The sequence below is a fragment of the Variovorax sp. RO1 genome (genome assembly GCF_002849325.1).
Taxonomy (GTDB): domain Bacteria; phylum Pseudomonadota; class Gammaproteobacteria; order Burkholderiales; family Burkholderiaceae_C; genus Variovorax.
This window is the reverse complement of the sequence record NZ_PKMT01000007.1, coordinates 119,816-145,582: the sequence shown is the minus strand read 5'-3', so window position 1 is coordinate 145,582 and position 25,767 is coordinate 119,816. Positions and strand designations below refer to the sequence as shown.

Sequence of the window (25,767 nt, the reverse complement as noted above, 5' to 3'; positions counted from 1 at the left end):
GCGCGTTCAGTTCGTCGGGAGACCATAGAAGCGTTGCGCGGTGCCGCGCCAGAGGTGGTCCTGCTCGTCGGCCGACAGGCTGCCGATGCAGGCCTCGCTGACCGCGATCCAGCCCGCGTAGTCGCCAGCCAGCGTGAGCACCGGCCAGTCGCTGCCCCACATGAGGCGCGCGGGACCGAAGCTGTCGAGCAGGTGCTCCCACACCGGGCGCACGGCCTGCACGGCGGCATCGACGTCGTGGTGCACCGCCCGCGGGGCCTCGCCCCAGAGGCCGGAGAACTTGCAGCAGACCTGCGGCAGTGCAGCGAGCATGGTCATGTGCCGGCGCCAGGTCGCGAAGGCCTCGCTGTCGGGTGCGCCCACCGGCGGCTTCGCGGCGTGGTCGATCACCACGGACAGCTGCGGCCAGTCTTGAAGAAAGCGCAGCAGCGACGGCAGGTGCCGCGGCATCACCAGCGCATCGAAGCACAGGCCTCGGCGCACGAGCGCCTGGAGGGCATCGGGGCGCGGCATGCGCGCGATCCAGTCGTCGTCGAGCAGGTCTTGCAGCATCGGCCGCACGCCCTTGAACTTCGGGTGCCGGGCCATGCGCTCGATCGACGCCACGGCCTCGGGGCTGCTCAGGTCGACCCAGCCGACCACGCCGCCGATCACGTCGTGCGCGGTCGCCAGTTCGAGCATGAAGTCGGTTTCGGCTTCCGAGTCGGCGGCCTGCACGAGCACGGTCTGCTGCACGCCATGCGCCTGCAGCAGCGGCGCGAGGTGCTCGGGAAGAAAGTCGCGCACCAGCGGCGCCAGCGCGGGCACGTCGGCGCGCAGCCACGTGTAGTCGCCGCGCGCGGGCCGCCAGAAATGCTGATGCGAGTCGATGCGTGGGGTCATGCGGGGAGGCGCCATCCGTCGGGTCAGATCGTCACACCGCCATCGACGAGCACCACCTGGCCCGTGACAAAGCGCGACTCGTCGCTCAGCAGGTAGACCACCTGCGGCGCGATGTCGTCGGCCACCGCGAGGCGGCCCATGGGCTGGCGCGCGATGAAATCGCGCTCGGCCTGCACCGGGTCGGGTGCGGCGGCAATGCGTTCGCGCAGCGAGGGCGTGTCGACGGTGCCGGGGCACAGCGCATTGCAGCGCAGCCCCTGCTTGACGTGGTCCGCGGCCAGCGCCTTCGTCATGCCGATCACCGCGGCCTTGGAGGCGCCATACGCGAAGCGGTTCGGGAAGCCCTTCACCGACGACGCCATCGACGCCATGTTGACGATCGATGCACCGCTGCCTTCACGCGCCGCCTTGTCGAGCATGCCCGGCAGGAAGGCACGCACCATGCGGTACATGCTCTTCACATTGAGGTCGAAGCTGAAGTCCCACGCGGCCTCGTCGCATTCGAGCACGCTGCCGTGGTGCACGTAGCCCGCGCAGTTGAAGAGGCCGTCGAGCGACGGCAGCTCGGCGGCCAGCGCGGCGATGGCGTCGGCACTGCGCACGTCGAGCACTGCGGTGCGGATGCCGGTGGATTCACTCGCGAGCTTGTCGAGGAGCGCGGCGTTGATGTCGGTCGCGATCACCTGCGCGCCTTCGCGTGCGCAGGCCAGCGCGGTGGCCAGGCCGATGCCCTGCGCCGCCGCGGTGATGAGGATCGTCTTGTTCTGCAGTCGTGTCGAAGTCATTCGAAATGTTCAATGGTTCGCGTGGCGGGCCAGGCTTAGAACGTATGGCTGATGCCGAAGTACGTGCCCGATTGCTTGCCGCCCATGGGCGGATTGTTGTTGGTGGCTTCCACCGAGAAGTTGGCGTTGGCGCTGTTGTAGACCTTGCCCACCGATGCGTAAAGCAGCGTGCGCTTCGACAGCACATAGTTCGCGCCCAGCATGTACAGGTTGGCGCTGCCGGCGTTGCGGTTCTGCTCGACGCGGAACATCGAGCCGATGAGCGTGAGCCAGGGCGTGAGCTTGTAGTTGGCGCCGACCCAGTAGTGGTTGGCCTTGCTCGGTGCGTTGAGCGGCGCGTCGGGTGCCGACAGGCGCTGGTAGCCGACGAACATCTTCAGGTCGTCGAACAGCGTGGCGGTGCCGCCGAGCGTGAGCTCCTTCGAGGTGTTGAACAGCTCGGTGTACTTGCCGTTCTTGTCGCGCGCCACGTCATAGATGGCGCGCACCTCGAACGAAGGCGCGGTGTACGACAGCGAGATGCCGTCCTTGCGCAGCTTGGTGAAGCCGTCGAGCTGCTCGCCCAGACCGGTCTGCACGGTGGCGCTGAAGCCGCCCCACTTGGGCGTCGTGTATTCGATGCCGTTGTCGTTGCCCTGCCAGCTGCGCCCGCGCACCAGCGTGGCGGTGCCGATGAACTGCTGGCCCGTGGGGTCGAGGTACCAGACGTCGTTGGCGATCGACAGGTTCTTGCCGAGCACGAGCTTGCCCCAATAGTCTTCCAGGCCCACGTACGAGCGCCGATTGACCAGCAGGTCGGCGCCGTTGGGCTTGGCCGCGGGCAGGTCGAAGCCGCCTTCGAGCACGAAGAACGCGCGCATGCCGCCGCCCAGGTCTTCGCTGCCCTTCACGCCCAGCAGGCTGGTGCCCCACTGGTTGCCTGCATGGCGCCACAGGTGGCCGCGGCCCTTGCCGTCGGGGTTGGCGATGTTGTTCTGGTAGTCGGCGCCCGCCACGGCCCGGCCGTAGAGGGTGACGCTGCTCTGGGCCTGCGCGCCCGCTGCAGCAATGCACAGGCAGAAGGTGGCCGTGGCAGCCTGGAAACCGTGCTTCATCTTCTTTCTTCCTTGTCTCTTGTGTTGTTGTCGATGCGAAGGCGGCCGATCCGGGCCGTGCGGCTGGGAAACGGGGCGGGCTACGTGGGCACGACAGTGGTGTCGACGCCGTTCACGCGCACGACGATCGGGTTCTTGTTGGGCGCGCGGTCGGCGGTGATGGCGTACGCGCTCACCTGCCCGTTGGCCCAGGCGCAATCGACGCGGTAGCCGCCGCGTGCGCGCAGCCCGCTGAAGGAGCCGCTGGTGCGCCAGTGCACGGGCAGCGCCGGCAGCAGCACGATCTTTCCCTCGTGGCTGTGCAGCAGCAGTTCCGCGATGGCGCCCGAGATGCCGAAGTTGCCGTCGAGCTGGAACGGCGGGTGGTCGCAGAACAAGTTGTCGAGCGTGTTGAACGCGAGCAGGCCCTTGAGCATTTCACCGGCGCGGGCGCCGTCGCCCAGGCGGGCGAACAGCGCGCAGCGCCAGGGCCAGGTCCACGAACGGCGGCTGTCGCCCACCACGTCGGAAGCGACGAAGGCGTGCGCCGTGCTTTCGTTGCAGCGCGCCTTGAGCGAGACCAGCGCCGCATCGGCAAAGGCCGGCGTGGCGGTGCGCGTGATCTGGCGCCCCGGGTACACGGCGAACAGGTGCGAGGTGTGGCGGTGGCGGTCGGCCGCGTCGTCCCGGTCGGTCTGCCACTCCTGCAGTTGGCCCCAGCTGCCGATCTTGTTGGGCGCGAGCGCGGTCTGCCGGGCCTGCACGTCGGCGGCATAGGCGGTGTCCTGCCCCAACCGGGCCGCAGCGTCGCGGTAGTTCTGGAACAGGTCCCAGATGATCTGCTGGTCGTACATCACGCCGTCTTCGACCGGTCCGTGCTCCGGCGACCAGCCGTTGGGCGACACGTACAGGCCGTCGGTCCGGCGCTTGAGGCGGGCCATCCAGAACTGCACCACCTCCTTGATGAGCGGATAGGCCACGTCGCGCAGGTAAGGCACGTTTTGCGTGAACGCGAAGTGCTCCCACAGGTGCTGCGCATACCAGGCGCTGGAGACGACGTTCCAGTCCCACGCGGAGCTGCCGAAGATGTTCTGGCTGGTGCGGGCCGTCCACCCCGGCGTGCTGGCACCGAACGCGGCGCGCGTGGCGATGCGCAGCGGCGCCGCCTGCGCCTGCACGTAAGCCACCAGCGCCTGGTGCGAGTCGCCGAGGTCGGTGGTCTCGGCGCCCCAGTAGTTCATCTGGACATTGATGTTGTTGTGATAGTCGCTGGCCCACGCGGGGTCGTTGCTGTCGTTCCACAGCCCCTGCAGGTTGGCCGGCAGGCCGCCCGGGCGCGACGAGCTGGCGAGCAGGTAGCGGCTGTAGTCGAACATGACCTGCTCGAGCCCCGCATCGGCCATGGCGGTCTTGAACGACTTCAGCCGCAGGTTGGTCGGCAGCGCGCGCAGCGACGGCGCGGCCTCGGCGCCCCAGGTCGCCTGCACGCGCACCATGCGCGCCGAGAAATCGTCCGCGTGCCGCGCGACGAGCGTCTCCAGGCTGCGGGCCGCGGCGGCGGCCACGCGCTGGCGGATGGCCGGCATCGGGTCGGTGCCGGTGCGCCAGCCGGCGTCGTGCGACGGCGCGTAGTCGGTGCCCGCGTCGAGCACCAGCAGCAGGCCGTTGCAGTTGGCGAAGCGCAGCTCGTTGCCTACGCTCGACAGCGTGCCGCCGGTGGGCAAGGCACGCAGCACCGCGCCGCTGCGCAGCCCGTTGCCCAGCGTTGACGTGAGTTCCAGCGAGCTGCCCGTGGGCGCCGTGATGCTTCCCGACGACTGCCCGCTCGTGAGCGCGATGCGCCCCGAGAGGCCGCCGGCCTGCGTGGCCTCGTAGAAGCACACCACCACGTCGTCGATGCGCGACGCGAAGGCCAGGCGCGCCTGGCGCTGGCCCTGGCGGCGAAAGCCGACGCCGTGCACGCCGCGGCGCAGGTCGAGGCTGCGCTCGTAGTTGGCGAGCACGTCGAGGCCGTCGCTGGTGTAGCCCGGCCCGCGCAGCACGATGTTGGCCACCTGGAAGTGCGACACGGCCACGTCGCGCGCAAACACGAAGCGGAAGTAGCGGAAGGCGGTGCCGTTGCTGAACGCGAAGTCGCGCACCTGGTTGCGCTGGGCGAAGGGCCCGCCCAGGTTGCGCGTGTCGAGCGTGGTCCACACGATGCCGTCGGCGGAGCCTTGCAGTTGCCAGCTCTGCGGGTCGCGCGCCGGCACGTCGCCGGCGCTCGTGAGCGCGCAGGCGTTGACGACCACCGGCGTGCGGTTGTCCAGCAGCCAGACGACCTCGGCATCGCGCGTCTCGACGCACCACTTGGTGTCGACCCGGCCGTCGACGGAGCGCGAGATGTCTTCGTTGGCCGAGACGTTGTCCTCGCCGCCATGGCCGCTCGGCGACGACAGGCAGGGCTGCACCGACGCGCTGGCGAAGACGACGCCGTCAAGCGCGATTTCCGACAGCTGGAAATGCGGCGTGGCGGTGTCGTGAGTGAACGCCAGCCGGTAGCGGCTGTACGACGCGCTGTTCGCAAAGCTGAAGCTCTTGGTCTGCAGGCGCGATTCGAACGAAGCGGCCAGGCTCACGCTGTCGAGCAGCACCCAGGTCGTGCCGTCGTTGGAGCCCGAGAGCGTCCACTGGCGCGGATCGCGCGCGGGCACGTCGTTGGCGCTCGTGATCGTGTAGCGCGACACCACGGCCGGCGCGGCCAGCGTCGCCTGCCACTCGATGCGGCTGCTGACCGGCGTCACGCACCACTTGGTGGCCGAGGTGCCGTCGACCGATTTCTCGACCTCTTCCCCGCTGCTGCCCAGATGGCCGGTGGGGCTGCTCACGCGGTTGCCGCTGTCGAATTCGACCAGCAGCTCACCGAACTTCTTGTAGGTGCCGAAGGCCTGGTCGGACAGGTCGTAGTTGCCGCTGTCGAAGTTGTTGCCGCCGGTCCACAGGCTGTTCTCGTTGAACTGGAGGCGGTCGGACGACACGCCCGCATAGAGCATGGCGCCGAGCCGCCCGTTGCCCAGCGGCAGGGCCTCCAGCCAGGTCGAGGCGGGGGCCGCGTACCACATGCGCCGGCCGCCGCTGGTGGCCACGTCGGGCACCGCGGTCTTGGCGGCGGCAGGCGCCGGTGCGGGCGGCTGCGCGCCGGCCACCGAGGGAAACGCCGAGCCCGCGCCGTCGCTGGCACCACCGCAGGCGGACAGCAGGGGCAAGGTGGCAAAGGCGCCCAGCGCGCCGAACAGCGTGCGGCGGCGGATGTCGATCGCGGGCGATGCCTCGCCGGCGATCGACACGGTCTCCTCGGTGGATTTCAAGCGCATGTGTACCCTTTCTGGATGGCAGGACCTCGATGCAGGCAGGTGCCATCTGGTCAAGCCAATTCGCTTAAAACCATCTGGTCGGGCCAATTTGAGCAGCACTTGGAATTGGCCTTACCAGAACAAACCCTATGACAGCCTTTGTTTTCATAGGCCGCACTTCCCTCTGGAATGCCGCTGGCTTAGGATGCTTAAATTGGCCTGACCAAGCCCCTTCGCCTCTTTTTTCCGCCGGAGCCGCATGCTTCTTTCCGCCAAGTCCCCGCCCGCCCGCCGGCTCTATCAGCAAGTCGCCGATCGCATCCGCGCCTTCATTCGCGACGGCCGGTTGAGCGCGGGCACGCGCCTGCCGCCCGAGCGCGAGCTGGCACTGCAGCTGGGCGTGTCGCGCCCTTCCCTGCGCGAGGCGCTGATCGCGCTGGAAATTGATGGCACGGTGGAAATCCGCATGGGCTCGGGCGTGTACGTCTGCTCGCCGCAGGCCATGCTGGAGGGCGAGACGCCCGCGCTGGGCGAGAGCCCGTCAGAGCTGATGCAGGTGCGCTCGATGCTCGAGAGCTCGGCCGCCACGCTGGCCGCGGCCCGGGTCGGCCGCCAGCAGCTGGAGCGCGTGAAGGAGTGCCTGGAAGCGATGCGCCAGGACGGCCTGAGCGGGCGCACCATGGTCGAGAACGACCGCCGCTTTCACCTCGCGATTGCCGAGATGACGGGCAACTCGATCCTGATCCGGCTCATCGGCGACCTGTTCGACGACCGGCACAGCCCGATCTCGTCGCGCATGAGCGAACGCACGGAGAACCCGCAGGCCTGGAAGGCGGCGTTCGTGGAGCACGAGGCGATTTATCTCGCGCTGGTGGCGCGCGATCCGCAGGTGGCGGCGGCGGCCATGCTGCACCACCTGCAGGCGTCGCACGCACGGTGGAGCGGAGAGTCCGTCGCACCGGGCGGCTGACGCCGGGCTACAAGGTCAGTCGGCGTAGACGCCCGCGGCCTTGATGATCGGGCTCCACTTGGCGATTTCCGCCGCCACGAACTTCTTGTGGCCCTCGGGTTCGATGCGGCCATCGGTGGCGACCACGGCGCCCAGTGCTTCTTCGCGCTTGATGAAGTCGGCATCTTTCAGTGCCAGCTTCAGTGCATCGCTGATCTTCTTGAGCACCGGCGCGGGCGTGCCCTTGGGCGCATACAGGCCGTGCCAGATCGTCACCTGGAAGTTCTTCAGGCCGGCCTCGTCGAGCGTGGGCAGGTCTTTCAAGAGCGGCGTGGTCAGGCGCTTGGGCGTGGTCACGGCATAGGCCTTGACCTTCTTGGCTTCGATCTGCGGCGAGGTGTTGGTGCTCTGATCGCACAGCAGGTCGATCTGGCCGCCGATGAGGTCGGTGATGGCCGGTGCCGTGCCCTTGTAGGGCACGGGCGTCATCTCGGTCTTCATGGCGCTCTGGTAGAGCAAACCGCACAGGTGCGAGGCCGAGCCGATGCCCGCGTTGCCCAGGTTGATCTTGCCCTTGTTGGCAGCAATCCAGGCCGTCAGTTCCTTGTAGTTGGTGGCCGGCAGGCTGGGCTTGGCGATGAGCGTCATGGGCACGTCGTTGACGATGCCCAGGTACTCGAAGTCGGTCTCGACCTTGAACGGCACGTTGCGCACCAGCGTCGGCACGGTCGCCATCGCGATGTGGTTGAGCAGCAGCGTGTAGCCGTCGGGGTTGGCGCGCGCCACCTTGGCCGCGCCGATGGAACTGCCCGCGCCGGGCACGTTGTCGATGATGACGCTGACACCACCCAGCGGCTTGCGCAGCGCCTCGGCGAGGTCGCGCGCCACGCGGTCGGTCGGGCCGCCGGCCGCAAAGGGCACGACGATGGTCACGGGCTTGCCCGCGGGAAAGTCTTGCGCGTGGGCGCACACAGCAAGGGCCACCGCCGCGAGGGCGAACATTTTTTTCATCGGAGTCTCCGTCAAGGTCAAAAAGAAAATCAGGGCGCGCGCGAAGGCACGCGGCTTTCGAGCGTCGGGGGTTGCCACTCGGGTTGGATGTAGCAGCCGTTCTTGCCGTCGGTGTCGTAGCGCGGCATGAGCGACGCGCAGCGTTGCGCGAGGCTCTGGGGCGTGGGCTTCTCGCCGGTGTCGATCCAGTCGAGCAGCGCGCCGAAGAGCGCGGGGTATTCCGAATCGCTGAGGTAGCTGTGCTCGCGCTCGGCGCTGAAGCTCTGCACCAGGTGGCTGCCGGTGCCGGCCGCATCGCGGATGCGGCGGTAGGCGTTCTCGAGCTCGACGAACGCGGTCGGGTCGTCGATGGCATGCAGGCCGACGGTCGGCAGCGAGGTGCGGCCCGTGGGCTGGCTGTCGGCCGCGAGCGCACCTTGCGCCCGCGGGTCGGCCGTGTAGCGCAGGACGCCGGCATTGAGCGCCGCGTCGTCAGTCGAGCCGCTGTAGACCACGCCGATGTTGCCGAAGGGGTTACGGCCGTTCAGGCGTTGTTGGACGAGGTCCTGGAACAGCCACGTCGCCCAGTTGAGATGGCCGACCAGCGAGCGCTCGGGGATCTTCACGACCGACAGGATGGTCTTCAGCCGCGCCGCCTGCTCGGGCGTGCGCTGCGCGGCGGGCGTGCCGACGCCGGTGCAGTCCTTGATGCGCGCGGCGAGGTCGGCGCGTGTGAGCTTCGCGTCCATCGGCAGCCCCATCCACAGCGGGTACTGCGGCTCGTCGGGCTTCGGGTGGTTGCGACAGACGTACTGGTAGACCACGCGCAGGTCGAGCCGGAAGTCGTAGGCGCTGTTGCCGCCGCCGAGCACGCCGCTGGTGAGCATCAGGCCGTCGTAAGGACGCTTCGCATCGCCCACGGGCGCATAGAGTTCGGCCGCCTTCGCCGCCACGCCCGCGCCGTAGCTCTGCCCGTGCAGCAGCGTGCGCTTGGGCGTGCCGAAGTGGCGCACGACGATCTGCCGCAAGCGCTCGGTGTCTTCGGCCGCCATCGTCACGCCGTAGCCGCCGCGCCGGTAGGTGGAGCCGGCCCACGCATAGCCGGCCTTCACGGTGATGGCCCAGCGTTTCAGGTCTTCCTCGCTGCGCGCGAGCTTGGGCGCGCCCGTCTCGGGGCCGCCGTGCGCATGCATCACGAGCACGCCGCGCTGCCAGTCCTTGGGAATGGCGATCCAGTAGAACGCGCCCGTACCGTCTTCACCGGTGTAGCAGCGTGCGGTCTCCGGCACGGGCGACGGGCAGGCCGTGGGCTTCGGTGCGGTGGCGGGGGCCGCATGCGCGGACAGCAGCGGCACCGCACCCAGCAAAGCGAGGGCGGCAAGTTGCGAGAGGTGTTTTTTCAATGGCGTACTCCGAGGTCCAGCGCGGCGTTCGTTCCGTCGGTGGTGACGAACGCCATCACGCCGCTGTTGAAGATGAAATGGCCCGGCCGGCCGGCGCCGGCTTGCGCCACGCCGAGCACCGGCGTGTCGTAGCCCAGCGTGGCCGCCGCGCCGCCGAGGTTGAAGGCGGTGGCGACCACGGTGGCTTCGCGGCTCTCGCCCTTCGCGCTGGCCATGGCATAGCTGCCGTCGGCCGCGCCAGGCATCAGCGTCTGCTGCACCGCCAGCAGGCGCAGGCCCGGCTGGATGACGGTGGCCGCGCCGCTGGTGGTGTCGCCGGCCGGCACAGCGGTCGCCACGCGGCGCAGGTACAGCGGCGTCGATACGCCGTTGACCAGCCCGATCACCACCGAGCCGGTGAGCGTGCCACCCGTGGTCTCGGCGGTGCCGCTCGAGGAGGTCGAGGTCGTGTACATGTCGAAGGCGCCCCGCACCGTGCTGTAGCTGAGGTAGCCCTTCTCGGTGTTCTTGCAGGTCTGGTCGTAGGTCATGAAACTGTTCGACGCCGGGCTGCGGCAGAACTGGAAGGTGCCCGCATTGCGCAGCCGTCCCGCCGACGAGAACGCCGTCGTGGCCCCCGCGCCGAGCTGTTCCACGCCGGTCGCATTGAAGATCAGCGACACCGTGCGGAAATCCGTCGACGGCGACACGTTCTGGAAGGTGTTCTGGAACGCCACCAGCGGCGAGAAGCCGGTGCCGCTCGGCGGGTTCACGCCGCCCAGCAGCACGCCGCCGGCGCCAAAGCTGAACACCGCCCCGCTCTCGCCGCTCGTGTAGCTGCAGCTGCCCTGCGACACGAGCGAACCGGCGCGCTGCGTGCCGACCCGCGTGGGTTCGTGGCTCGCATCGATGGTCACGGTGTAGGCCATGGAAGCCGGGTCGATCTGCACCTGCAGTTCCTCGCCGAAGCTGTTGCCGCCTTTGTAGCGCGTTGCGCTCGCCGGCAGGTTCGGGCAAGCGAGCGGGTCGCCGACCTCGGTCACGCAGCTGTAGTTGACGGCCGCATCGAGGCTGCCGCTGCCGCGGTACTTGGGCCACGACGGAAATTGGCACAGCGGGCGCGTGCGGCCGTAGCTGCCGGCCACGGCGTCCACCGCCACCGGCGTGGCGGGCGCCAGGCCACCCTCGACCCAGCCTTCGAGCGCCGCGAGCGAGTCCCAGTTGGGAATGAAGCTGCCGGTGCCGTGGCCCATGCCGGGCACGGTGTAGAAGCGCACGTTCTGCGTGACCGCGGCCTGGCCCAGCGTGGCGACGAGCTGCTGGTAGTAGTCGATGGTCGAGTTGGGGCTGATCACCTCGTCGGCCAGGCCGTGCAGCATGAGCAGCTTGCCGCCGCGTGCGAAGAAGGGCGCGAGGTTCGGGTCGGTCGCATCGGTGAGCTTCGACACCTCGGTCACGCGCGACGTGTACGCGCCCGGGTTCTGCGGGTCGAAGGTCAGCGTGTTGAAGTCCGCATCGCGCGTGACGAAGAACTTCACCCACTGGTCGCCCGTGACGTACATGTTGGCGTCGGCCGAGGTGGCCGGGTTGCCCGGCACCTTGCGTGTGCCGAGGTCGCGCGTGGTGTACGGGCCCGCCACGAGCGCGCCCTCGAGCAGGTTGTAGCCACCCGCGCGCTTCACGCCGTTGGCGAGCGAATAGCGCGTGAACTCCAGCGGCGACTCGATGGCGTGCACCGTGTCGATCTGCGCGTCCGACAGGCAGGTGTCCGCCGTGTCGGCGCCGTTGGGGCAGCGCAGCGAGGCGAGGATCTGCGTGTTGAGCTGACGGCAGCTTTCGACGTTGCTCACGATGCTGTCGGCCGCGCCGTCGAGCTTGTCGCAGGCCTGCATCGCGGCCTTCTGCACCAGCAGCGTCTCGGTGAGGTTGAGCCAGCCCGCCGCACTGTTGTTGTACAGCGCGCGGCCCACCGCCACGTTCGACAGGCGCGTGCCGGTGTAGTTGAGCGCGGGCTCGTTGGCGATCACGCCGTCGTAGTCCTGCGGCCAGCGCTGGATGTAGCCGAGTGCGTCGCGCCCGCCGGTCGAGGTGCCGAGAAAGTAGGCGTGCTTGGGCTTCACCGCATAGCGCGCGAACACCAGCGCCTGCGCCACGTCGCGCGTCTTCTTGAGCGACTGGCCGCCGTAGTTGGCCAGCTGCTCGTCGTTGGCCGCGAACTTGCCGTCGGTGATGCTGCTCGACTGGTGGCCCGAATCGTCGCCGTAGGTCGCGTAGCCCAGCGCCAGCGGCGCGGGCTTGCCCGCGGGGCCGAAGCGGATGACTTCGGTGCCGTCGATGAGCACGCCGTCGAAGCCGCCGCCGCCGAAGTGGATGGTCTTCTGGTTCCACTGCTCGGGCAGGTTGACGGCGAAGTTGATGAGCTGCGAAGCCGGGTCGACCGGCGCGATGGTGCCGCGCACGCGGCAGTGGTCGCCCAGCGTGTTGCCCGCGTCGCCGGCGGCCACGGGCGTGGCGCTGGTGACGGTGGCACCCTGCGTGGGCAGGCTGATGAGCGCGGCGGGCAGGCTTTTGCCGGCGAGGTCGGCACAGGCCACGACGGGCAGCACGGGCGGGGGCGGATTGCCGGGCGGCTCCTCGGCCGGCGGGTTGTTGCCGCTGGCGGGCGGCGGGGTCGGCAGGAAGAAGCCGGGGCTCCCTCCCCCACCTCCGCTGCCGCCACCACAGGCGGCCAGAACCAGCGAGGCGCCGATCAGCGCAACGACGACACAAAACTTCGAGGCAGGGCGCGGTGTGCGCATGGATTTGTCTCCGGCATGCAGCCTCGGTGGACTGCTTTTTGAATAGGCGGCCGGACGATAGATTCCGTGTGACTTAGGGTCAAATAAAATAACAAGGCCTATTCAATACAAAAAACATATGGACATACGCGCCCTGAGGTACTTCGTGGCCGTGGCCGGCACCGGCCACATGACGCGCGCCGCCGAGCAGCTGGGCATCCAGCAGCCGCCGCTGAGCCTGCAGATCAAGGCGCTGGAGCGCGAGCTGGGCGTGCTGCTGTTCAAGCGCCACCCGCGCGGCGTGGCGCTCACCGACGCCGGCCGGCTGTTCCAGGCCGAGGCGCTGCGCATGCTGCAGGACATGGAGGCCATGAAGCAGCGCATGGCGCGCGTGGCCCAGGGCCAGACCGGCACGCTCGCGGTCGGCTTCACCAGCTCGGCCGCCGCGCACCGCTTCATGCCCGAGGCGCTGCGCGCGTTCCGCCGTGCACACCCCGGCGTGGAACTGCAGCTGCGCGAAGACAACGCCGCCGAACTCACCGAGGCGCTGGCCGCGGGCCGGCTGCACTGCGGCCTGCTGCGCGTGCCGGTGGCGCGGCCCGAGGGGTTGGTGTTCGAGACGTTGCTGCGCGAGCCGGTGTGGGTCGCGATGCCGAGCGACCACCGCTTTGCAACTGCTGCGAATGGCAAGAAGCCGGCGAAGCCACTGTCGCTGTCGAAACTCTGCGAAGAAGGCATCATCCTCGTGCGCCGCCCGGGCGCGCCCGGCCTCTATGCCGAGCTGCTCGCGCTGTGCCACGCGCAGGGCTTGCGCCCGCGCGTGGTGGCCGAAGTCGATCGCATGATGACCAACCTGAACCTCGTGGCCGCGGGCGTCGGCCTGTCGGTGGTGCCGACCTCGATGACCGGCGTGCACGCGCACGCCATCGCCTACACGCGACTGGCCGACGGCGGCCAGCTCGACGCGCCGCTCACGCTGGTGTCGCGCGCCGACGAAGACAACCTGCCGGCGCGGCACTTCGCGGCGCTGCTGCGCGGGCTGGCCGAAGGGAAGCCCGTCGCATGACCCTTCCGCTGTTGCGCCGCCACTTCCTGCAACGCATCGGCTTCGCGGCTGCGTGCGCATTGCCGCATCTGTCGCACGCGGCCTCGCCACCCTGGCCCAGCCGCCCCGTGCGCCTGATCGTGGTCTACCCGCCGGGCGGTGTGAGCGACGGCATGGCGCGCGCGCTGGCCGAGCCGCTGGCGCAGTCGCTGGGCGTGCCGGTGCTCATCGAACACCGCGCCGGCGCGGGCGGCAGCCTGGGCATGGACGCGCTCGCGCGCGCCACGCCCGATGGCCACACGCTGGCCTTTTCCGCCATCAGCCCGCTCACCCTGCACCCGCTGCTCGCACGCGCGCCCTACGACCCGCTGCGCGCCTTCGCGCCCGTGGCCAGCGTCATGCGCACGCCGGTGCTCGTCGTCGGCACGCCGGCCTTCGCGGGCCGCGGCTTTGCGGAGCTGATCGCGCTGGCGCGCCGCCAGCCGGGCGCGGTGCGCTGGGCCACCTCGGGCGTTGCGACCATCGGCCACATGGTGCTGGCGCAGGTGCGCATGCAAAGCCGCACCGACATCACACACATCCCCTACCACGGCGGCGGCCCGCAGCTCAACGACGCGCTCGGCGGGCAGTTCGAGGTGCTGTCGACCAACGTCGCGGCGCAGCAGCTGCAGTACATCGAGAGCGGTCGCCTGCAGGCGCTGGCCGTCGGCGCACCCGCGCGCATCGAGGCGCTGCCTGCGGTGCCCACGCTCGCGGAGCTGGGCTACGAGAAGGCGAACCGCGATTCGCTGTTCGGCATCTTCGCGCCCGCGCGCACACCGGCAGCGGTGGTGCAGCGCCTCAACGCCGAGATCAACCGGCTGCTGCAAGGTGACGCGCTGCGTGCGCGCCTGCGCGAGGCCTACAACCTGCCGGCCGGAGGGAGCATCGAGGACTTCGCGCAGGAGATTGCCGCCGACCGGCGGCGCAACCGCGCGCTGGTGGCGGGGGCGCGGGCGCAGTTCGATTAGGGCGGTGCCGCCGTCCAGCCGAAGCCCGCGTACCAGGGGCTGAAGCGCGACGGGCGCTGCTCGATGTCGACCTGCTTCACCGCGCTGGCCAGCGCCGGCGACACGTTGCGCAACGCCGTCACGGTCCAAGCGCGGTCGAGCTGCTTGAGCAGGCGGGCCTCGCAGCCGGGGCTCTCGCGCAGGCCGACAGGCGCCAGGCCCAGCTGCACGGCGACATGCCCCTGCGCGGCGGCGCGTTCCCAGAGCACGCGCCGGCGCTCTGAGCCCAGCAGCGTCAGCTGGCGCAGTTCGTAGTCACCGGCCGGCAGCACGCCGGGCACGGCGCTCACCTGCAGGCGCACGTCTTTGCCCAAACCGTTCCGGTCGGCCCCGAAGAGCCACTCGAAATGATCGGTGGGCACCTGCGCCCGGACCGCCATGAGACAGGGCGCGGGCAAGGGTTGCGTGCCCCGCAGCGTCTGGCGCGTGAGCACCATCAGCTCGGCGGTCTTCGACACCAGCGACAGCGGGACCGGTTCGTGGTCACCCGCCACGATCTGCGCGTCGATCGCGGGAGGCAGCGCCGGCACGGTGGCGGCGTTGGCCGCATGCGCCAGCACCTGCGGAAACAGCACGGGGATCGTCCTGCCGTTGCCGAAGCTCTCGCCGGTGGCGATCTCCAGGCGATCGGCGGTGAGGCGGTAGTAGCTCGGCAGCGTCGCCTTCACGCCGTAGCCGCCGCGGCGCGTGGTCACGCGTTGGTAGAACTCGCGCGACGTGCTTGCCAGCAGCGGCTGCAGGGCGCGCACCAGTTCCTGGCGCTGCGCTTCGCTGACAGCGTTCAGATCGATGCGGATGCGGTTGGACGGGTAGGTGAAGAGCTTGGCCATGCCCCGCTCGAGTTCCGCGGGGTCCGGCGCGCGCGTCACGTAGAGAACGAAGCCGCCCACGAGCGCGACCACGCAGGTCGCCAGCGTGAAGTAGCCCGTGAACTTGAAGAAACGCCCGGCCGCCCGGGAGTCCATCCGCCGCTCCAGTGCCCCGAAGACCCGCAGCAGGACGACGCCGACGATCACGACGCCGACCATCAGCAGCACCACGGTGGCCGCGTTGAAGGCGAAACTCAAAAAGCCCATGCCGCTGCGTTCAGGCGCAGCGCCCGATGACTCCCAACAACGGCTTAGTCCTCCGCGCGCCAGAGCCGCGGATAGTCGCTCACGAAGCCGTCCGCCGTGACGGCCAGCACCTCCGCGTAATCGAAGCGCTTGGCCTCGTACGCGTACGTGCTGTCGCTGCGCCGCTCGTAGCGCTGCATCAGCTCGCTGAGCCCGCCGTCTTCGATATCGACCCAGGCCGCCGGCGCATCGGCGCTTTCGCCGGCCGCGAGGTTCAGCCGGCGCAGTTGCAGCAGGTTGGTGGCGGGCGTGAAGCCCAGGTCGAGATCGACGCAGTGCGACATGTCGGACACGGCTTCGTCGTTGAGCTTCCAGTGGCCGTGCGCATCGCGCGTGATCGACAGGTCGATGGCCGACTCGCCGAGCCAGCCGCGCACCGTGCCCCATTGCGTGTGCCAGAGCAGGTCGCAGCGCACGCGGTAGTGCAGCTGCGCGATGCGCCCGCCTTCGGTGCGGAACACCGCCGCGCCGTCGAGCTGCCAGGCCGAGGCATTGCGTTCGAGGCGACAGGCATCGTGGCCCGGTGCATCGAGCCTGCGCCAGAGGATGGAGGCGACGGTTTGCATATGCCGCGGATCATGGCACCGGCATGCCGCGGGGCGCAAGCGGCATCCAGCAAAATGCCCTGCATGTCGAAAGCCCTTTATCCGTTGCTGTCTACCCTTCTTGCCCTTCTGACAGCGAGCGCCGGCCACGCGGCCACCGCCTTGAAAGACGGCGACATCATCTTCCACACCTCGCGCTCGGCGCAAAGCGTCGCCGTGCAGCGCGCCACCGGCTCGCGCTACAGCCACATGGGCATCGTGCTGCTGCGAGAGGGCAAACCCTACGTATTCGAGGCCGTCTCGACGGTGCGCTACACGCCGCTGGCGCAATGGACGGCGCGCGGCAACGGCGGGCGCTACGTGGTCAAGCGGCTGCGCGACGCCGACACGCGGCTCACGCCCGGCGCCGTGGCGCGCCTGCATGCGCGCACCTCCGACTTCGCGGGCCGCCCGTACGACCTGACCTTCGAGTGGTCGGATTCGCGCATCTACTGCTCGGAACTGGTGTGGAAGCTCTACGACCGCGCACTGGGCGTGCGCATCGGCGAGCTGCAGAAGATCCGCAGCTTCAACCTCAGCGACCCGGCCGTGCGCGCCAAGATGCGCGAGCGCTACGGCGACAACGTGCCCATGGACGAGCCGGTGATCTCGCCGGTGGCGATGTTCGACTCGCCGCTGCTGGTGACGGTCGAGTCGCGCTGACGGCTACTGCACCGCGGCCAGCACGCTGTCGAGAAACTGCTTCGCCGGCGTGCCGAAATCTTCGGGGATGTAGTCGCGCGAAAAGTCGCGCGCAAAGGCCGCCTCGACGTCGTCGTGCGAACCGAGGTAGTCCGCAATCTCGGCACGCAGCGCGGCCAGTTCGGCCGGGGTGCTCGACTCGCGGTAGGACGCCATGATCTCGGCGCCGGTTTCGCCGAAGAGGATGTCGGCGTCCTGGCCGAAATAAACCTTGGTGAGGTGGTCGATCAGTTCGAATCGCATCGTGGGTCGTGGGGGAGAAAAGGTCAGAACGGATGGGCGGTGAGGATGTAGAACGGCTTGCCGTTGTACGTGCGCATGTTGAGCGTCACGCGCACCTTGGTGAGCTGGCTCACGGCGGTGCTGCCGCGTTGCACGCCGATGCCGACCACCGCGCCGATGTCGTGCTCGAAGGCCACGGGCTTGGAGCCCACCGCCGCGGAGCGCGACCACGCGCGAATGGCCCGTGCGTTGGCACGCACGGTCTGGCTGATGGCCGACTCGGCGGTGGCGAGGTCGAAGAACGACGACGAACGCTGCAGGCTGGGCTTCTTCGCGAAGCGGTCGAACAGCTCTTGCGCCGACTTGCCCACGTGCTCGCGGATGGTGTGGCCGCCGGCCTTGGAACCGGCCATGCCCTCGTGCTCGATGAGGCGCACGGGCTCGAGCTTGAAGCGGCTCGCGCGCACCGCAATCACGCGCGACACCGCCACCCCGCCGGCCACGAAAAGCGGCACCGCCACATCGACCGCGAGCCCGACCTGCGCGCCGGTTTCGGGCGAGGCGCCCAGCGCCTGCGCGGTGGCGTCGGCGGTGAGTGCGGTGGCGGTGCGCTGCGTCTGGCCGGTCCAGATCTGGCGCGCGGCCGTGGCGGTAACGTCGCTGCCATGCGCGCCCAGCACCACGCAGCCGACCTTGCTGGCCATGGTGGGCTCGGGTGCCACGCACAGCACGCCGGCGCCGACCAGTTCGATCACGCCGCCGATCAGCGCCGCCGTGCCCCAGAGCCGGTTGCTGAGGCTGGCCGACTCGGGCACGTCTTCGCCGCCGAGCACCGCCGCCATCTGCACCGGCGTCAGCGCGACCGACAGGCCGCCTTCCACCTCGTCGTCATCACCCATCGTGCATTCCTTTCCGTTCGCCACCTGCGTGGGGATTGAAATTCCGCCGCATTCTTGCACGCGACACGGGCGCGGGCGAACATGCGGCGAGAGCGAGACAATTGTCCCCGTGAGTTCCCAGCCCGCGCCCCCCGCCCCTCCGATCCGCCGCATCGCCCACCTCGACATGGACGCGTTCTACGCGTCGGTCGAGCTGCTGCGCTATCCGCAGCTCAAGGGCCTGCCGGTGGTGATCGGCGGCGGCCGGCGCCGCGTCGACGAGGCGATCCGCGAGCTGCCCGAGGGCGCCACGCTGGCCGACATTCCCATCGAGGCGTTTCCGCGACTGAAGGACTACACGGGGCGCGGCGTGATCACCACCGCCACCTACCCCGCGCGCCAGTTCGGCATCGGCTCGGCCATGGGGCTCATGAAGGCCGCCAAGCTGTGCCCGCAGGCGCTCATCCTGCCGGTCGATTTCGACGAGTACCGGCGCTTCTCGCGCACCTTCAAGCAGGTCATTCTGGAGGTCGCGCCGCTCATGGAAGACCGCGGCGTGGACGAGGTGTACATCGACTTCACTGACGTGCCCGGCGGCCAGCGCGACGGCGGGCGCTCGCTGGCGCGGCTGATCCAGAAAGCCATCTTCGACGCCACGGGCCTGACTTGCTCGATCGGCGTGGCGCCCAACAAGCTCATCGCAAAAATGGCCAGCGAGTTCGTGAAGCCCAACGGCATCTCGGTGGTCTACGAACACGACCTCGAAACCCGCATCTGGCCCCTGCCCTGCCGCAAGGTGAACGGCATCGGGCCCAAGGCCGACGAAAAGCTCAAGCGCTTCGGCATCGAGACCGTGGGCCAGCTCGCGGCGCGCGAGCGCGGCTGGCTCATCGACACCTTCGGCAAGGCCACTGGCGCGTGGATGCACGAGGTGGCGTGGGGCCGCGACAACCGCCCCGTGGTGACCGAGAGCGAGCCCGTGTCGATGAGCCGCGAGACCACCTTCGAGCGCGACCTGCACGCCGTGCGCGACCGCGCCGAGCTGGGCGCGATCTTCACCCACCTGTGCGAGAAGCTGGCCGAAGACCTGCAGCGCAAGGGCTACGTGGGCAAGACCATCGGCATCAAGCTGCGCTACGACGACTTCAAGATCGCCACGCGCGACCAGACCATCGACCGCTTCACCGACGACGGCAAGACCATCCGCCAGATCGGCGGCCAGTGCCTCAAGCGCGTGCCGCTGGAACGGCCGCTGCGCCTGCTCGGCGTGCGCGTGGGCGCGCTGGCCAAGGCGGGAAGCCCCGAGGCGCTGGCGCCCGCCGGAAGCACCCGCAGCGCGGAGCCGGTGGCGACCACGGCGTCGCTCTTCTGACCGCTTCCCCGATGATCAGACGCTGGCTGCGACGCATCGCCCTCACCCTGCTGGGGCTGCTGCTCGCCATCACGCTGTATGTGGCCGTGGCCTGCGCGCTGGTCTTCTTGCCGGCGAACGCGAAACCACCGGCCGAGCCGCCGGCCGTCGAGGCCTGGGTGCTGAGCAACGGCGTGCACACCGACCTGGTGTTTCCGGTCCGCTCGGCCACGGTCGACTGGCAGCAGCTCTTTCCGTTGTCAGACTTCAAGGCGCCGCCGCCCGATGCCGAGTTCGTCGCCATCGGCTGGGGCGACCGCGAGTTCTATCTGCACACGCCGACCTGGGCCGACCTGACGGCTGCGCGCGCCTTCGGGGCGCTGTCGGGCGGCAACCGCTCGCTGCTGCACGTGACCTACCTGCAGCGCGCGCAGCTGCAGCGCGGGGCCTACAAGCTGCCGCTCTCGCAGGCGCAGTACGCGCAGCTCGTGGCCCACGTGCGCGCCACGCTGCCCTCAGGCCGCGCCACGCCGATCGCGGGCGCGCACTACGCGAGCGACGATGCCTTCTACGAAGCGAAAGGCAGCTACCACCTGTTCGAGACCTGCAACACCTGGACCGGCCGCGGCCTGCGGCAGGCGGGCGTCACGGTGAGCCGCTGGACGCCCTTCGACTTCAACGTGACGTGGCATCTGCAGCCGGTGCTGCAGCGCTGACGATCTTCAGGGCTTGGGCACGCCCGTCGACCACGTGGGCCAGTTCTTCACGATGTGATCGACCACGCGCGTGCCCACCAGCGCGATGTTCTCCACCGTCTCGGCAAAGCCGCCCGCCGTCTCGCCCGGTGCCGGGTCCAGGTGCTGCAGCGTGGTTTCCTTCGGGTTGCCCTGGTCGAAGTTGACCGCGCCGCGCAGGCTCATCACGCGGTCGGTGCCGTGGGTGCGCTTGATCACGAGGGTGATGGCGGCGGCTTCCATTTCGGTGATCACGTAGTCGTCGGCGCCGTAGAGCTTGGCGATGTACTGCGCCTGCTTCGACATGCCGGGGCCGTGGAAGAAGGTGTCGCCCGTCATGTGCGTGCCGGTGCCCACGAAGGGTGCGCGGCGCGCGGCCGCGTCGGAATAACGCAGGCGGTACTTGCGGGCCGATTCCGAGTCTTTCAGCGGCGTGTCGGCCGACAGCTTCATGGCCCAGCCGACGAGGTCGGGGTTGAGCTTGAAGCGGCGGTACTCCTCGTAGCCCTTGCGCGGCATGAAGGTGGGTTCGCCGGGCTTGTTTTCTTCGGGCGCCCAGCGGTGGCCGAGGTCGTAGTCGACGAGCCAGGTGGCCCAGCTCACCTCGCCGATGGTGCCGCGCTGCGGCGGCGTGCCGGCCACGCCGGAGATCACGTAGTAGGCCTGCGAGAAGTCGAACTGCGGGTTCAGCAGGATGGCCTGCATCGACGACGACGAGTTGACCTTGCCCATGCCCAGCACTGCGCCGCACACGCCGTCGGTGTTGCAGTACACGGGCTGCAGCGCGCCGGGCACGGCCATGGGCTTGGCGCCCTTCCAGTAGCGCTCGTACCAGTACTGGAACTCGCCGGCGCGGTCGCCGGTGTTCTGGCCGATCTCGAACATGGCGGCGACGAACACCTTCACCTTGACGGGTGCGCCGGCAACTGCAGCAGCGCGCGTGTCGGCGGTGGGCGAAGTGGAGGCACAGGCCGTGGCGAGCAGCACGGCGCCGCACAGCGCCAGGCCGCGGGCGCCCAGGGAAACGCGACGGGAGTTCAGGAGGGACATGGGTGGAATCCGAAGAGAAAGAAGGAAGGGAAAGCGCACCTCGGTAACAGCGTGAGCATGCGGCGTCCTACACCGCACGATTGTCGATGCTGGCACAAGCGCGTTGTCATGCCTTCGATGCAAACCCCATGCCGGCCCGCACCGGCTTCCGCCTCCCCCTTGGCGCGCGGCCTGGTCTACGTGAACCCCGGCATGCCGGGCATCCGCCGGCTGAAGTGGGGCGACAGCTTTCGCTACCGCGACGCGCACGGCCGCTGGGTGCGCGACGCCGACACGCTGGCGCGCATCCGCCGCCTGGCGATTCCACCGGCCTACACCGAGGTGTGGATCTGCCCGCTGCCGCAGGGCCATCTGCAGGCCACGGGGCTGGACGCACGCGGTCGCACGCAGTACCGCTACCACCCCGACTGGCGCACGCTGCAGGACGGCACCAAGTTCGAGCGCCTCGAAGCCTTCGGGCGCGCCCTGCCCCGCTTGCGTGCCCGCGTGGCACGCGACCTGCGCGCGGGCACCAAGACGCCCGGCCGCGCGCAGGTGATCGCCACCCTGGTGCGCCTGCTAGACACCACGCTGCTGCGCGTGGGCAATGAGGCCTACGCGAGCAGCAACGGATCGTTCGGCCTCACCACGCTGCGCAACCGCCACGCGGCGGTGCAAGGCTCGGCACTGCGACTGCGCTTTCGCGGCAAGAGCGGCGTGGTGCACGAGGCTCGCGTCGACGACCCGCGCGTGGCCCGCGTGGTGCGCCAGTGCCAGCAGCTGCCGGGGCAGGCGCTGTTCCAGTACACCGACGAAGCGGGCGAGGTGCGCGGCGTGTCGTCCAACGACGTGAACGACTACATCGCCGAAGCCACAGACAAGGGCGACGGCGAGCGCTTCACCGCCAAGGACTTCCGCACCTGGCACGGCACGGTGCAGGCGCTGGAGCTCACGCGGCTGGCCTGCGCCTGGGAGGGCGACGAGCGCCGGCCTGGTGCCAAGGACATCCTCGCGGCCGTCGCGCGGCAGCTCGGCAACACGCCGGCGGTCTGCAAGAAGGCGTATGTGCACCCGGCCGTGCTGGCGCTGGGCGAGGCGCTGGCGCGCGCCGACGACACGGCGGTCACGGGCACGCTGCTGGAGAAGATCGCGGCCCGTGCCGCCACGGCCGGCCCGGCGCGCGGCCTGGTCGCGGCGGAGCGGCGATTGCTCGCCTTCCTGCGGGCGCCTCAGCCTGCGGCGAGGGCGAGGCGCACGGCGTCGGCGTCGAGCAGCACGGCGTAACCGAGGTCTTCGGCCAGGTTCTGCAGCGCCACGGTGTCGATGGCCAGGGCGCGCGGCGCGCGGTGGGCGTCGAGCACCGCGTTCGTGCCGCCGGCCTCGCGCACCAGGGCGCGCAGGCGCAGCGCATCGGCGCCGTCGGGCTCGATGCAGATGGTGCCAATCTCGTCCACGCCGTCGTGCAGGTAGCCCAGCGCGCCGAGGAACAGGTAGCGCAGCGCGGCGGCATTGGGCCAGCGCGGCTCGTCGTCTTGCGGGGTGGCGAGCGCCTCGTCGACCTCGAGCGTCACGCCGTGCAGGTCGAAGGCCGAGCGCATCAGCGTCATGCATTGCGCCACCAGCGCGCTGCGCGTGATGCCGTCGTCGGTGGTGGCCAGTTCCCAGTCGCGCAGCGAGCGGATCGCGCCGACCAGCTCGGACACCTGGTTGTCGATGAGGTTCACGCGGTCCTCGCAGGCGGCGGGGTCGACGGGGTCGGCCGCCACCTGGCGCTTGAGCATCAGCACCGCCATGCGGATCACCGAGACGGGCGCCGTCATGTCGTGCCGCAGCGCCGGCAGGGCGCGCGTGAGCAGCTCGTGGCGCACGCCGGCCGCAATCCAGCTGCGGGCACTGGGGGACGACTTCATCGCGGTGCGGCGGCCCGCAAGGGCGCGCGGCCCGAGTGGCGGGAGGCGGCAGGGAACACGGTCACGGGAAGATTCCTGAAGGCGGGAACAAGGCCACGAGTATCGGGCCCGCTCCGCGCCGCGGCTGTAGGAGCCTGCCTACGCCCTGCCCGCGCCGCCGCGCGTCAAGCCGCTGGCTTGCCGAGGTAGGCGCGCACGTCCTTCACCTCGACCCCGGCCGCTGCCACGGCCGAGCGCAGCTGCGCCTCCGTCACGCCCAGCGTCTGGGTCCAGTAGCGAACCTCGTGGAGTTCATTGACGTTGACGCGGCTCGCATCCTGCGGTCCGCGCTTGCTCAGGTCATCGGCCATGGGAAAGTCTCCTCGGTAGATGCTTTCACCATGCCGCGTCGGCGCGCCGCTCGTTAGAGGACAGCAGCGCGCGCCCGTGCAGGAAAAGTCCGAGGACCGGCCCGATGGGTTTCAGGACGCGCGGGCCCGCGCCTGCAGTTCCCGCTTGAGCAGCTTGCCGTTGGCGGTGGTCGGCATCGCGTCGATCACCTCGATGCGCGCGGGCCGCTTGTAGGGCGACAGGTGCTCGGCCAGGTGCGCGCGCAGCGCCACCTCGTCGAGCGACGCGCCCGGGTTCAGCTCGACGAACGCGACGATCTGCTCGTTGCCGTCGGCCTCGGGCACGCCGACCACGGCGCACAGGTGCACGCCGGTGAAGCGGCCGATCACCGCCTCGACCTCGGCCGGGTACACGTTGAAGCCCGAGCGGATGATCATTTCCTTGAGCCGCCCCACCACGAACAGCGCACCGTCGGCGTCGAAGCGGCCGAGGTCGCCGGTGGCGTACCAGCCGCCCGGGCGCATCACCTGTGCGGTGGCGGCCGCGTCGCGGAAATAGCCCAGCATCAGGCCCGGGCCGCGCAGCCAGATCTCGCCGGTGTCGCCTTGTGCAGCCTCGGCGCCGTCGGCCGTGACGATGCGCCCCTCGCCGCCCTCGACCACGTAGCCGGCCGAGGTGTCGGTGCGCGGCGCCTCGGTGCGCGTGAGAAACACCGAGCCCGCGTACTCCGAGAGCCCGTAGCCGTAGTGCAGCGGCTGGCCGAAGCGCTGCTCCACGCGCTGCTTGAGCGCCGGGTCGAGCGGTGCGGAGCCCGTGTACACGTAACGCAGATTCGGAAAGCGCGGCGCGAGCTGTTGTGCCTCGATGTGCGCCAGTAGCCGCGCGTACATGGTCGGCGGCCCGAGCAGGTTCGACACCTGCCCGTGCGCCAGCGCTTCGAGCATGTCGGCCGGCGAGAAGTTGGCGCGCAGCACCAGCGCGGCCCCGCCCGAGAGCGCGGCCATCAGCACGGTGCCGATGCCGAAGATGTGCGTCATCGGCAGGAAGGCGTAGACGCGGTCGTGCGTGTCGAGCGTGCGCACCGTGGCCGACACGCGGCCGAAGTGCAGCAGCCCGCGGTGCGACACCATCACGCCCTTGGGCGTGCCCGAGGTGCCCGACGTGAAGATGATCGCGGCGGCATCGGTCAGCGCCGCGTCGGGCTCGGGGCGGGCGTCGGCGCGCGCGGCGGTGAACATCACGCCGGGCAGCGTGGCCGGCACGGCCGACGCGCGCTGCGCGTGCGTGCGCGCGGCATCGGACGCATCGGTGGTGAAGCCGCACAGCCGCGCGTCGGCGCGTTCGGCAATGGCCGCGATCTCGCCCGGCGACATGCGCGCGTTGACGCCGCACGACCATGCGCCCACGCGGCTGCAGGCCAGCAGCAGCGCGATGTGGGCCGCACAGTTTTCGGCCACCAGCACCACGCGGTCGGTCGGCCGCACACCGGCGGCGAGCAGGTCGTTCGCGGCGGTCTCGACCATGGCCTGCAGCGCGCCATAGGTGGTGGTGCCCTCAAGTTCGTAGAGAAACACCGCGTCCGGCGTGCGGGCGGCGCGGTCTTCGAGCAGGTGATGAATGCGTGATGGCTGCATCGGCTATTCCGCCTCGATGCCCTTGGACGCGCTCGCCCACAGCTTGCGGTCCGACACGCCCTTGGTGCCCAGCACCTCCGGTGCGCCCGCCCAGACGTCGTAGCCCTGCTCGCGCAGGCGGTGCGCGATGTCTTCGCGCGCCAGCATCTTCTGCGCCGCGGCGTTCACGCGCGCGACCAGCGCCGCATCCATGCGCGCCGGGCCGTACAGGCCGAACCAGCCGCCCACGTCGTAGCCGGGCACGCCCGACTCGATCATGGTCGGCACGTCGGGCAGCATGCGGTTGCGCTGGCGCGAGGTGACGGCCAGCGCACGCAGCTTGCCCGACTGGATGAAGGGCCGCGAGGTGGCGATGATGTCGAACATCATCGGCACGGTGCCGGCCATCACGTCGGCCAGCGCCGGCGCGCTGCCCTTGTACGGCACGTGCGTGAGCTGCAGGCCGCTCATCTTCTCGAGCAGTGCGCCGCACAGATGGTTGGACGCGCCCACGCCCGCTGAGCCGTAGAACAGCTTGCCGGGCTTGGCCTTGGCATACGCCAGCAGCTCGCCCACGTTGCGCACCGGCAGGTCGTTGTTGACCACCAGCACGTTGGTGTAGTCGACCAGCGGCGCGAGGGGCGTGAGGTCCTTCATCGGGTCGAAGGGCATGCTGCGCTGCACGTTCGGGTTGATGGTGATGGTCGGGCTCGCACCGAAGAACAGCATCGCGCCGTCGGGCGGCGCCTTGGCGACCGCGTTGCCGCCGAGCGAACCGGCGGCGCCGGGCCGGTTGTCGACGATCACCTGCGTGCCCAGCTCCTGGCCCAGCGCGGGCGCGAGCAGGCGCGCGGCGCCGTCCACCGGGCCGCCGGCGGAATAGCCGACCACCAGCTTGATGAGCGGCGGCAGCGGCTGCTGCGCGAAGACGCGCGAAGGCAGTGCGGCGAGCGCCGCGCTGCCCGCCAACGCAGCCATGAGCTGGCGGCGAGAGAGTTCGAGGGATTGCATGAGCGTTGTCTCCTTTTGTGTATG

23 protein-coding genes are annotated in these 25,767 nt (G+C 69.8%); 7 read left to right on the top strand and 16 right to left on the bottom strand.

Annotated elements, in window-relative coordinates; translation table 11 throughout:
- Positions 1-6: 6 nt before the first annotated feature.
- The 4 genes from CY658_RS27565 to CY658_RS27550 form a co-directional block, all read right to left on the bottom strand.
- Positions 7-882 carry an amidohydrolase family protein gene (locus CY658_RS27565; protein WP_101493219.1) on the bottom strand — a complete coding sequence of 292 codons (876 nt, stop codon included), beginning with the start codon at positions 880-882 and terminating at the stop codon, positions 7-9.
- Between the two features lie 23 nt (positions 883-905).
- Positions 906-1,667 carry an SDR family oxidoreductase gene (locus tag CY658_RS27560; protein ID WP_101493218.1) on the bottom strand — a complete coding sequence of 254 codons (762 nt, stop codon included), beginning with the start codon at positions 1,665-1,667 and terminating at the stop codon, positions 906-908.
- Between the two features lie 35 nt (positions 1,668-1,702).
- Positions 1,703-2,761 (bottom strand): porin, encoded by a 1,059-nt coding sequence (locus CY658_RS27555; RefSeq protein ID WP_101493217.1) that lies wholly within the window; start codon positions 2,759-2,761, stop codon positions 1,703-1,705.
- 80 nt (positions 2,762-2,841) lie between these two features.
- Complete coding sequence (locus tag CY658_RS27550) at positions 2,842-6,093, bottom strand: glycosyl hydrolase family 95 catalytic domain-containing protein (RefSeq protein ID WP_101493216.1); 3,252 nt, start codon at positions 6,091-6,093, stop codon at positions 2,842-2,844.
- Between the two features lie 238 nt (positions 6,094-6,331).
- On the opposite strand from CY658_RS27550, the gene CY658_RS27545 reads away from it, so the two are divergent.
- On the top strand, positions 6,332-7,042 hold the full coding sequence (locus CY658_RS27545) for a FadR/GntR family transcriptional regulator (protein ID WP_101493215.1): 711 nt from the start codon (positions 6,332-6,334) through the stop codon (positions 7,040-7,042).
- A gap of 15 nt (positions 7,043-7,057) precedes the next feature.
- Here the strand turns inward: CY658_RS27545 and CY658_RS27540 are convergent, their stop codons facing one another.
- From CY658_RS27540 to CY658_RS27530, 3 genes are read right to left on the bottom strand one after another with little or no spacing between them, the layout of a single operon-like run.
- Positions 7,058-8,032: a tripartite tricarboxylate transporter substrate-binding protein gene (locus CY658_RS27540; protein WP_101493214.1), complete on the bottom strand. Its 975-nt coding sequence runs from the start codon at positions 8,030-8,032 to the stop codon at positions 7,058-7,060.
- Between the two features lie 29 nt (positions 8,033-8,061).
- Positions 8,062-9,414 carry an alpha/beta hydrolase family protein gene (locus tag CY658_RS27535; protein ID WP_101493213.1) on the bottom strand — a complete coding sequence of 451 codons (1,353 nt, stop codon included), beginning with the start codon at positions 9,412-9,414 and terminating at the stop codon, positions 8,062-8,064.
- Positions 9,411-12,191, bottom strand: coding sequence for a tannase/feruloyl esterase family alpha/beta hydrolase (locus CY658_RS27530; RefSeq protein ID WP_101493212.1), 2,781 nt, complete (start codon positions 12,189-12,191; stop codon positions 9,411-9,413). Before CY658_RS27530 ends, CY658_RS27535 begins: the two co-directional genes overlap by 4 nt.
- 118 nt (positions 12,192-12,309) lie before the next feature.
- On the opposite strand from CY658_RS27530, the gene CY658_RS27525 reads away from it, so the two are divergent.
- Both CY658_RS27525 and CY658_RS27520 read left to right on the top strand, forming a co-directional pair.
- Positions 12,310-13,236 carry a LysR family transcriptional regulator gene (locus CY658_RS27525; protein WP_099795484.1) on the top strand — a complete coding sequence of 309 codons (927 nt, stop codon included), beginning with the start codon at positions 12,310-12,312 and terminating at the stop codon, positions 13,234-13,236.
- Positions 13,233-14,225 carry a Bug family tripartite tricarboxylate transporter substrate binding protein gene (locus tag CY658_RS27520; RefSeq protein ID WP_101493211.1) on the top strand — a complete coding sequence of 331 codons (993 nt, stop codon included), beginning with the start codon at positions 13,233-13,235 and terminating at the stop codon, positions 14,223-14,225. Before CY658_RS27525 ends, CY658_RS27520 begins: the two co-directional genes overlap by 4 nt.
- Here the strand turns inward: CY658_RS27520 and CY658_RS27515 are convergent.
- Both CY658_RS27515 and CY658_RS27510 read right to left on the bottom strand, forming a co-directional pair.
- Positions 14,222-15,340 (bottom strand): hypothetical protein, encoded by a 1,119-nt coding sequence (locus CY658_RS27515; RefSeq protein ID WP_101493210.1) that lies wholly within the window; start codon positions 15,338-15,340, stop codon positions 14,222-14,224. The two genes, CY658_RS27520 and CY658_RS27515, sit on opposite strands and share 4 nt — an antisense overlap.
- A 44-nt stretch (positions 15,341-15,384) precedes the next feature.
- The gene (locus CY658_RS27510) at positions 15,385-15,945 is read right to left on the bottom strand and encodes a putative glycolipid-binding domain-containing protein (protein ID WP_101493209.1); all 561 of its coding nucleotides are present in this window, start codon (positions 15,943-15,945) and stop codon (positions 15,385-15,387) included.
- Positions 15,946-16,008: 63 nt separating this feature from the next.
- On the opposite strand from CY658_RS27510, the gene CY658_RS27505 reads away from it, so the two are divergent.
- Entirely contained in the window at positions 16,009-16,626 is a 618-nt protein-coding gene (locus CY658_RS27505) for a YiiX family permuted papain-like enzyme (RefSeq protein WP_257885004.1), read from the top strand.
- Positions 16,627-16,629: 3 nt separating this feature from the next.
- Here CY658_RS27505 and CY658_RS27500 read toward each other — a convergent pair whose 3' ends face one another.
- Together CY658_RS27500 and CY658_RS27495 are read right to left on the bottom strand one after the other, a co-directional pair.
- The gene (locus tag CY658_RS27500) at positions 16,630-16,908 is read right to left on the bottom strand and encodes a contact-dependent growth inhibition system immunity protein (RefSeq protein WP_101493208.1); all 279 of its coding nucleotides are present in this window, start codon (positions 16,906-16,908) and stop codon (positions 16,630-16,632) included.
- A 23-nt stretch (positions 16,909-16,931) separates the two neighbouring features.
- Positions 16,932-17,786, bottom strand: a complete 855-nt coding sequence (locus CY658_RS27495) for an RNase A-like domain-containing protein (protein ID WP_101493207.1) — start codon at positions 17,784-17,786, stop codon at positions 16,932-16,934.
- Positions 17,787-17,952: 166 nt separating this feature from the next.
- Here CY658_RS27495 and CY658_RS27490 point away from each other — a divergent pair, with 166 nt between their 5' ends.
- Together CY658_RS27490 and CY658_RS27485 are read left to right on the top strand one after the other, a co-directional pair.
- Positions 17,953-19,137, top strand: a complete 1,185-nt coding sequence (locus CY658_RS27490) for a Y-family DNA polymerase (protein WP_101493206.1) — start codon at positions 17,953-17,955, stop codon at positions 19,135-19,137.
- Positions 19,138-19,148: 11 nt separating this feature from the next.
- Positions 19,149-19,832 carry a TIGR02117 family protein gene (locus CY658_RS27485; RefSeq protein WP_101493205.1) on the top strand — a complete coding sequence of 228 codons (684 nt, stop codon included), beginning with the start codon at positions 19,149-19,151 and terminating at the stop codon, positions 19,830-19,832.
- Positions 19,833-19,838: 6 nt separating this feature from the next.
- On the opposite strand, the gene CY658_RS27480 is transcribed toward CY658_RS27485, so the two are convergent.
- Positions 19,839-20,900 carry a purine-nucleoside phosphorylase gene (locus CY658_RS27480; RefSeq protein WP_101493204.1) on the bottom strand — a complete coding sequence of 354 codons (1,062 nt, stop codon included), beginning with the start codon at positions 20,898-20,900 and terminating at the stop codon, positions 19,839-19,841.
- 108 nt (positions 20,901-21,008) lie between these two features.
- Between CY658_RS27480 and CY658_RS27475 the strand changes: the two genes are divergently transcribed.
- Positions 21,009-22,163 (top strand): DNA topoisomerase IB, encoded by a 1,155-nt coding sequence (locus CY658_RS27475; RefSeq protein ID WP_101493203.1) that lies wholly within the window; start codon positions 21,009-21,011, stop codon positions 22,161-22,163.
- Here the strand turns inward: CY658_RS27475 and CY658_RS27470 are convergent.
- From CY658_RS27470 to CY658_RS27455, 4 genes are all read right to left on the bottom strand, one after another.
- Positions 22,109-22,789 (bottom strand): hypothetical protein, encoded by a 681-nt coding sequence (locus CY658_RS27470; RefSeq protein WP_101493202.1) that lies wholly within the window; start codon positions 22,787-22,789, stop codon positions 22,109-22,111. The genes CY658_RS27475 and CY658_RS27470 overlap by 55 nt on opposite strands.
- Positions 22,790-22,953: 164 nt before the next feature.
- Entirely contained in the window at positions 22,954-23,139 is a 186-nt protein-coding gene (locus CY658_RS27465) for a DUF3606 domain-containing protein (RefSeq protein WP_101493201.1), read from the bottom strand.
- 111 nt (positions 23,140-23,250) lie between these two features.
- On the bottom strand, positions 23,251-24,753 hold the full coding sequence (locus CY658_RS27460) for a class I adenylate-forming enzyme family protein (protein WP_101493200.1): 1,503 nt from the start codon (positions 24,751-24,753) through the stop codon (positions 23,251-23,253).
- A gap of 3 nt (positions 24,754-24,756) precedes the next feature.
- Positions 24,757-25,743: a Bug family tripartite tricarboxylate transporter substrate binding protein gene (locus CY658_RS27455; RefSeq protein WP_101493199.1), complete on the bottom strand. Its 987-nt coding sequence runs from the start codon at positions 25,741-25,743 to the stop codon at positions 24,757-24,759.
- Between the last annotated feature and the right edge of the window lie 24 nt (positions 25,744-25,767).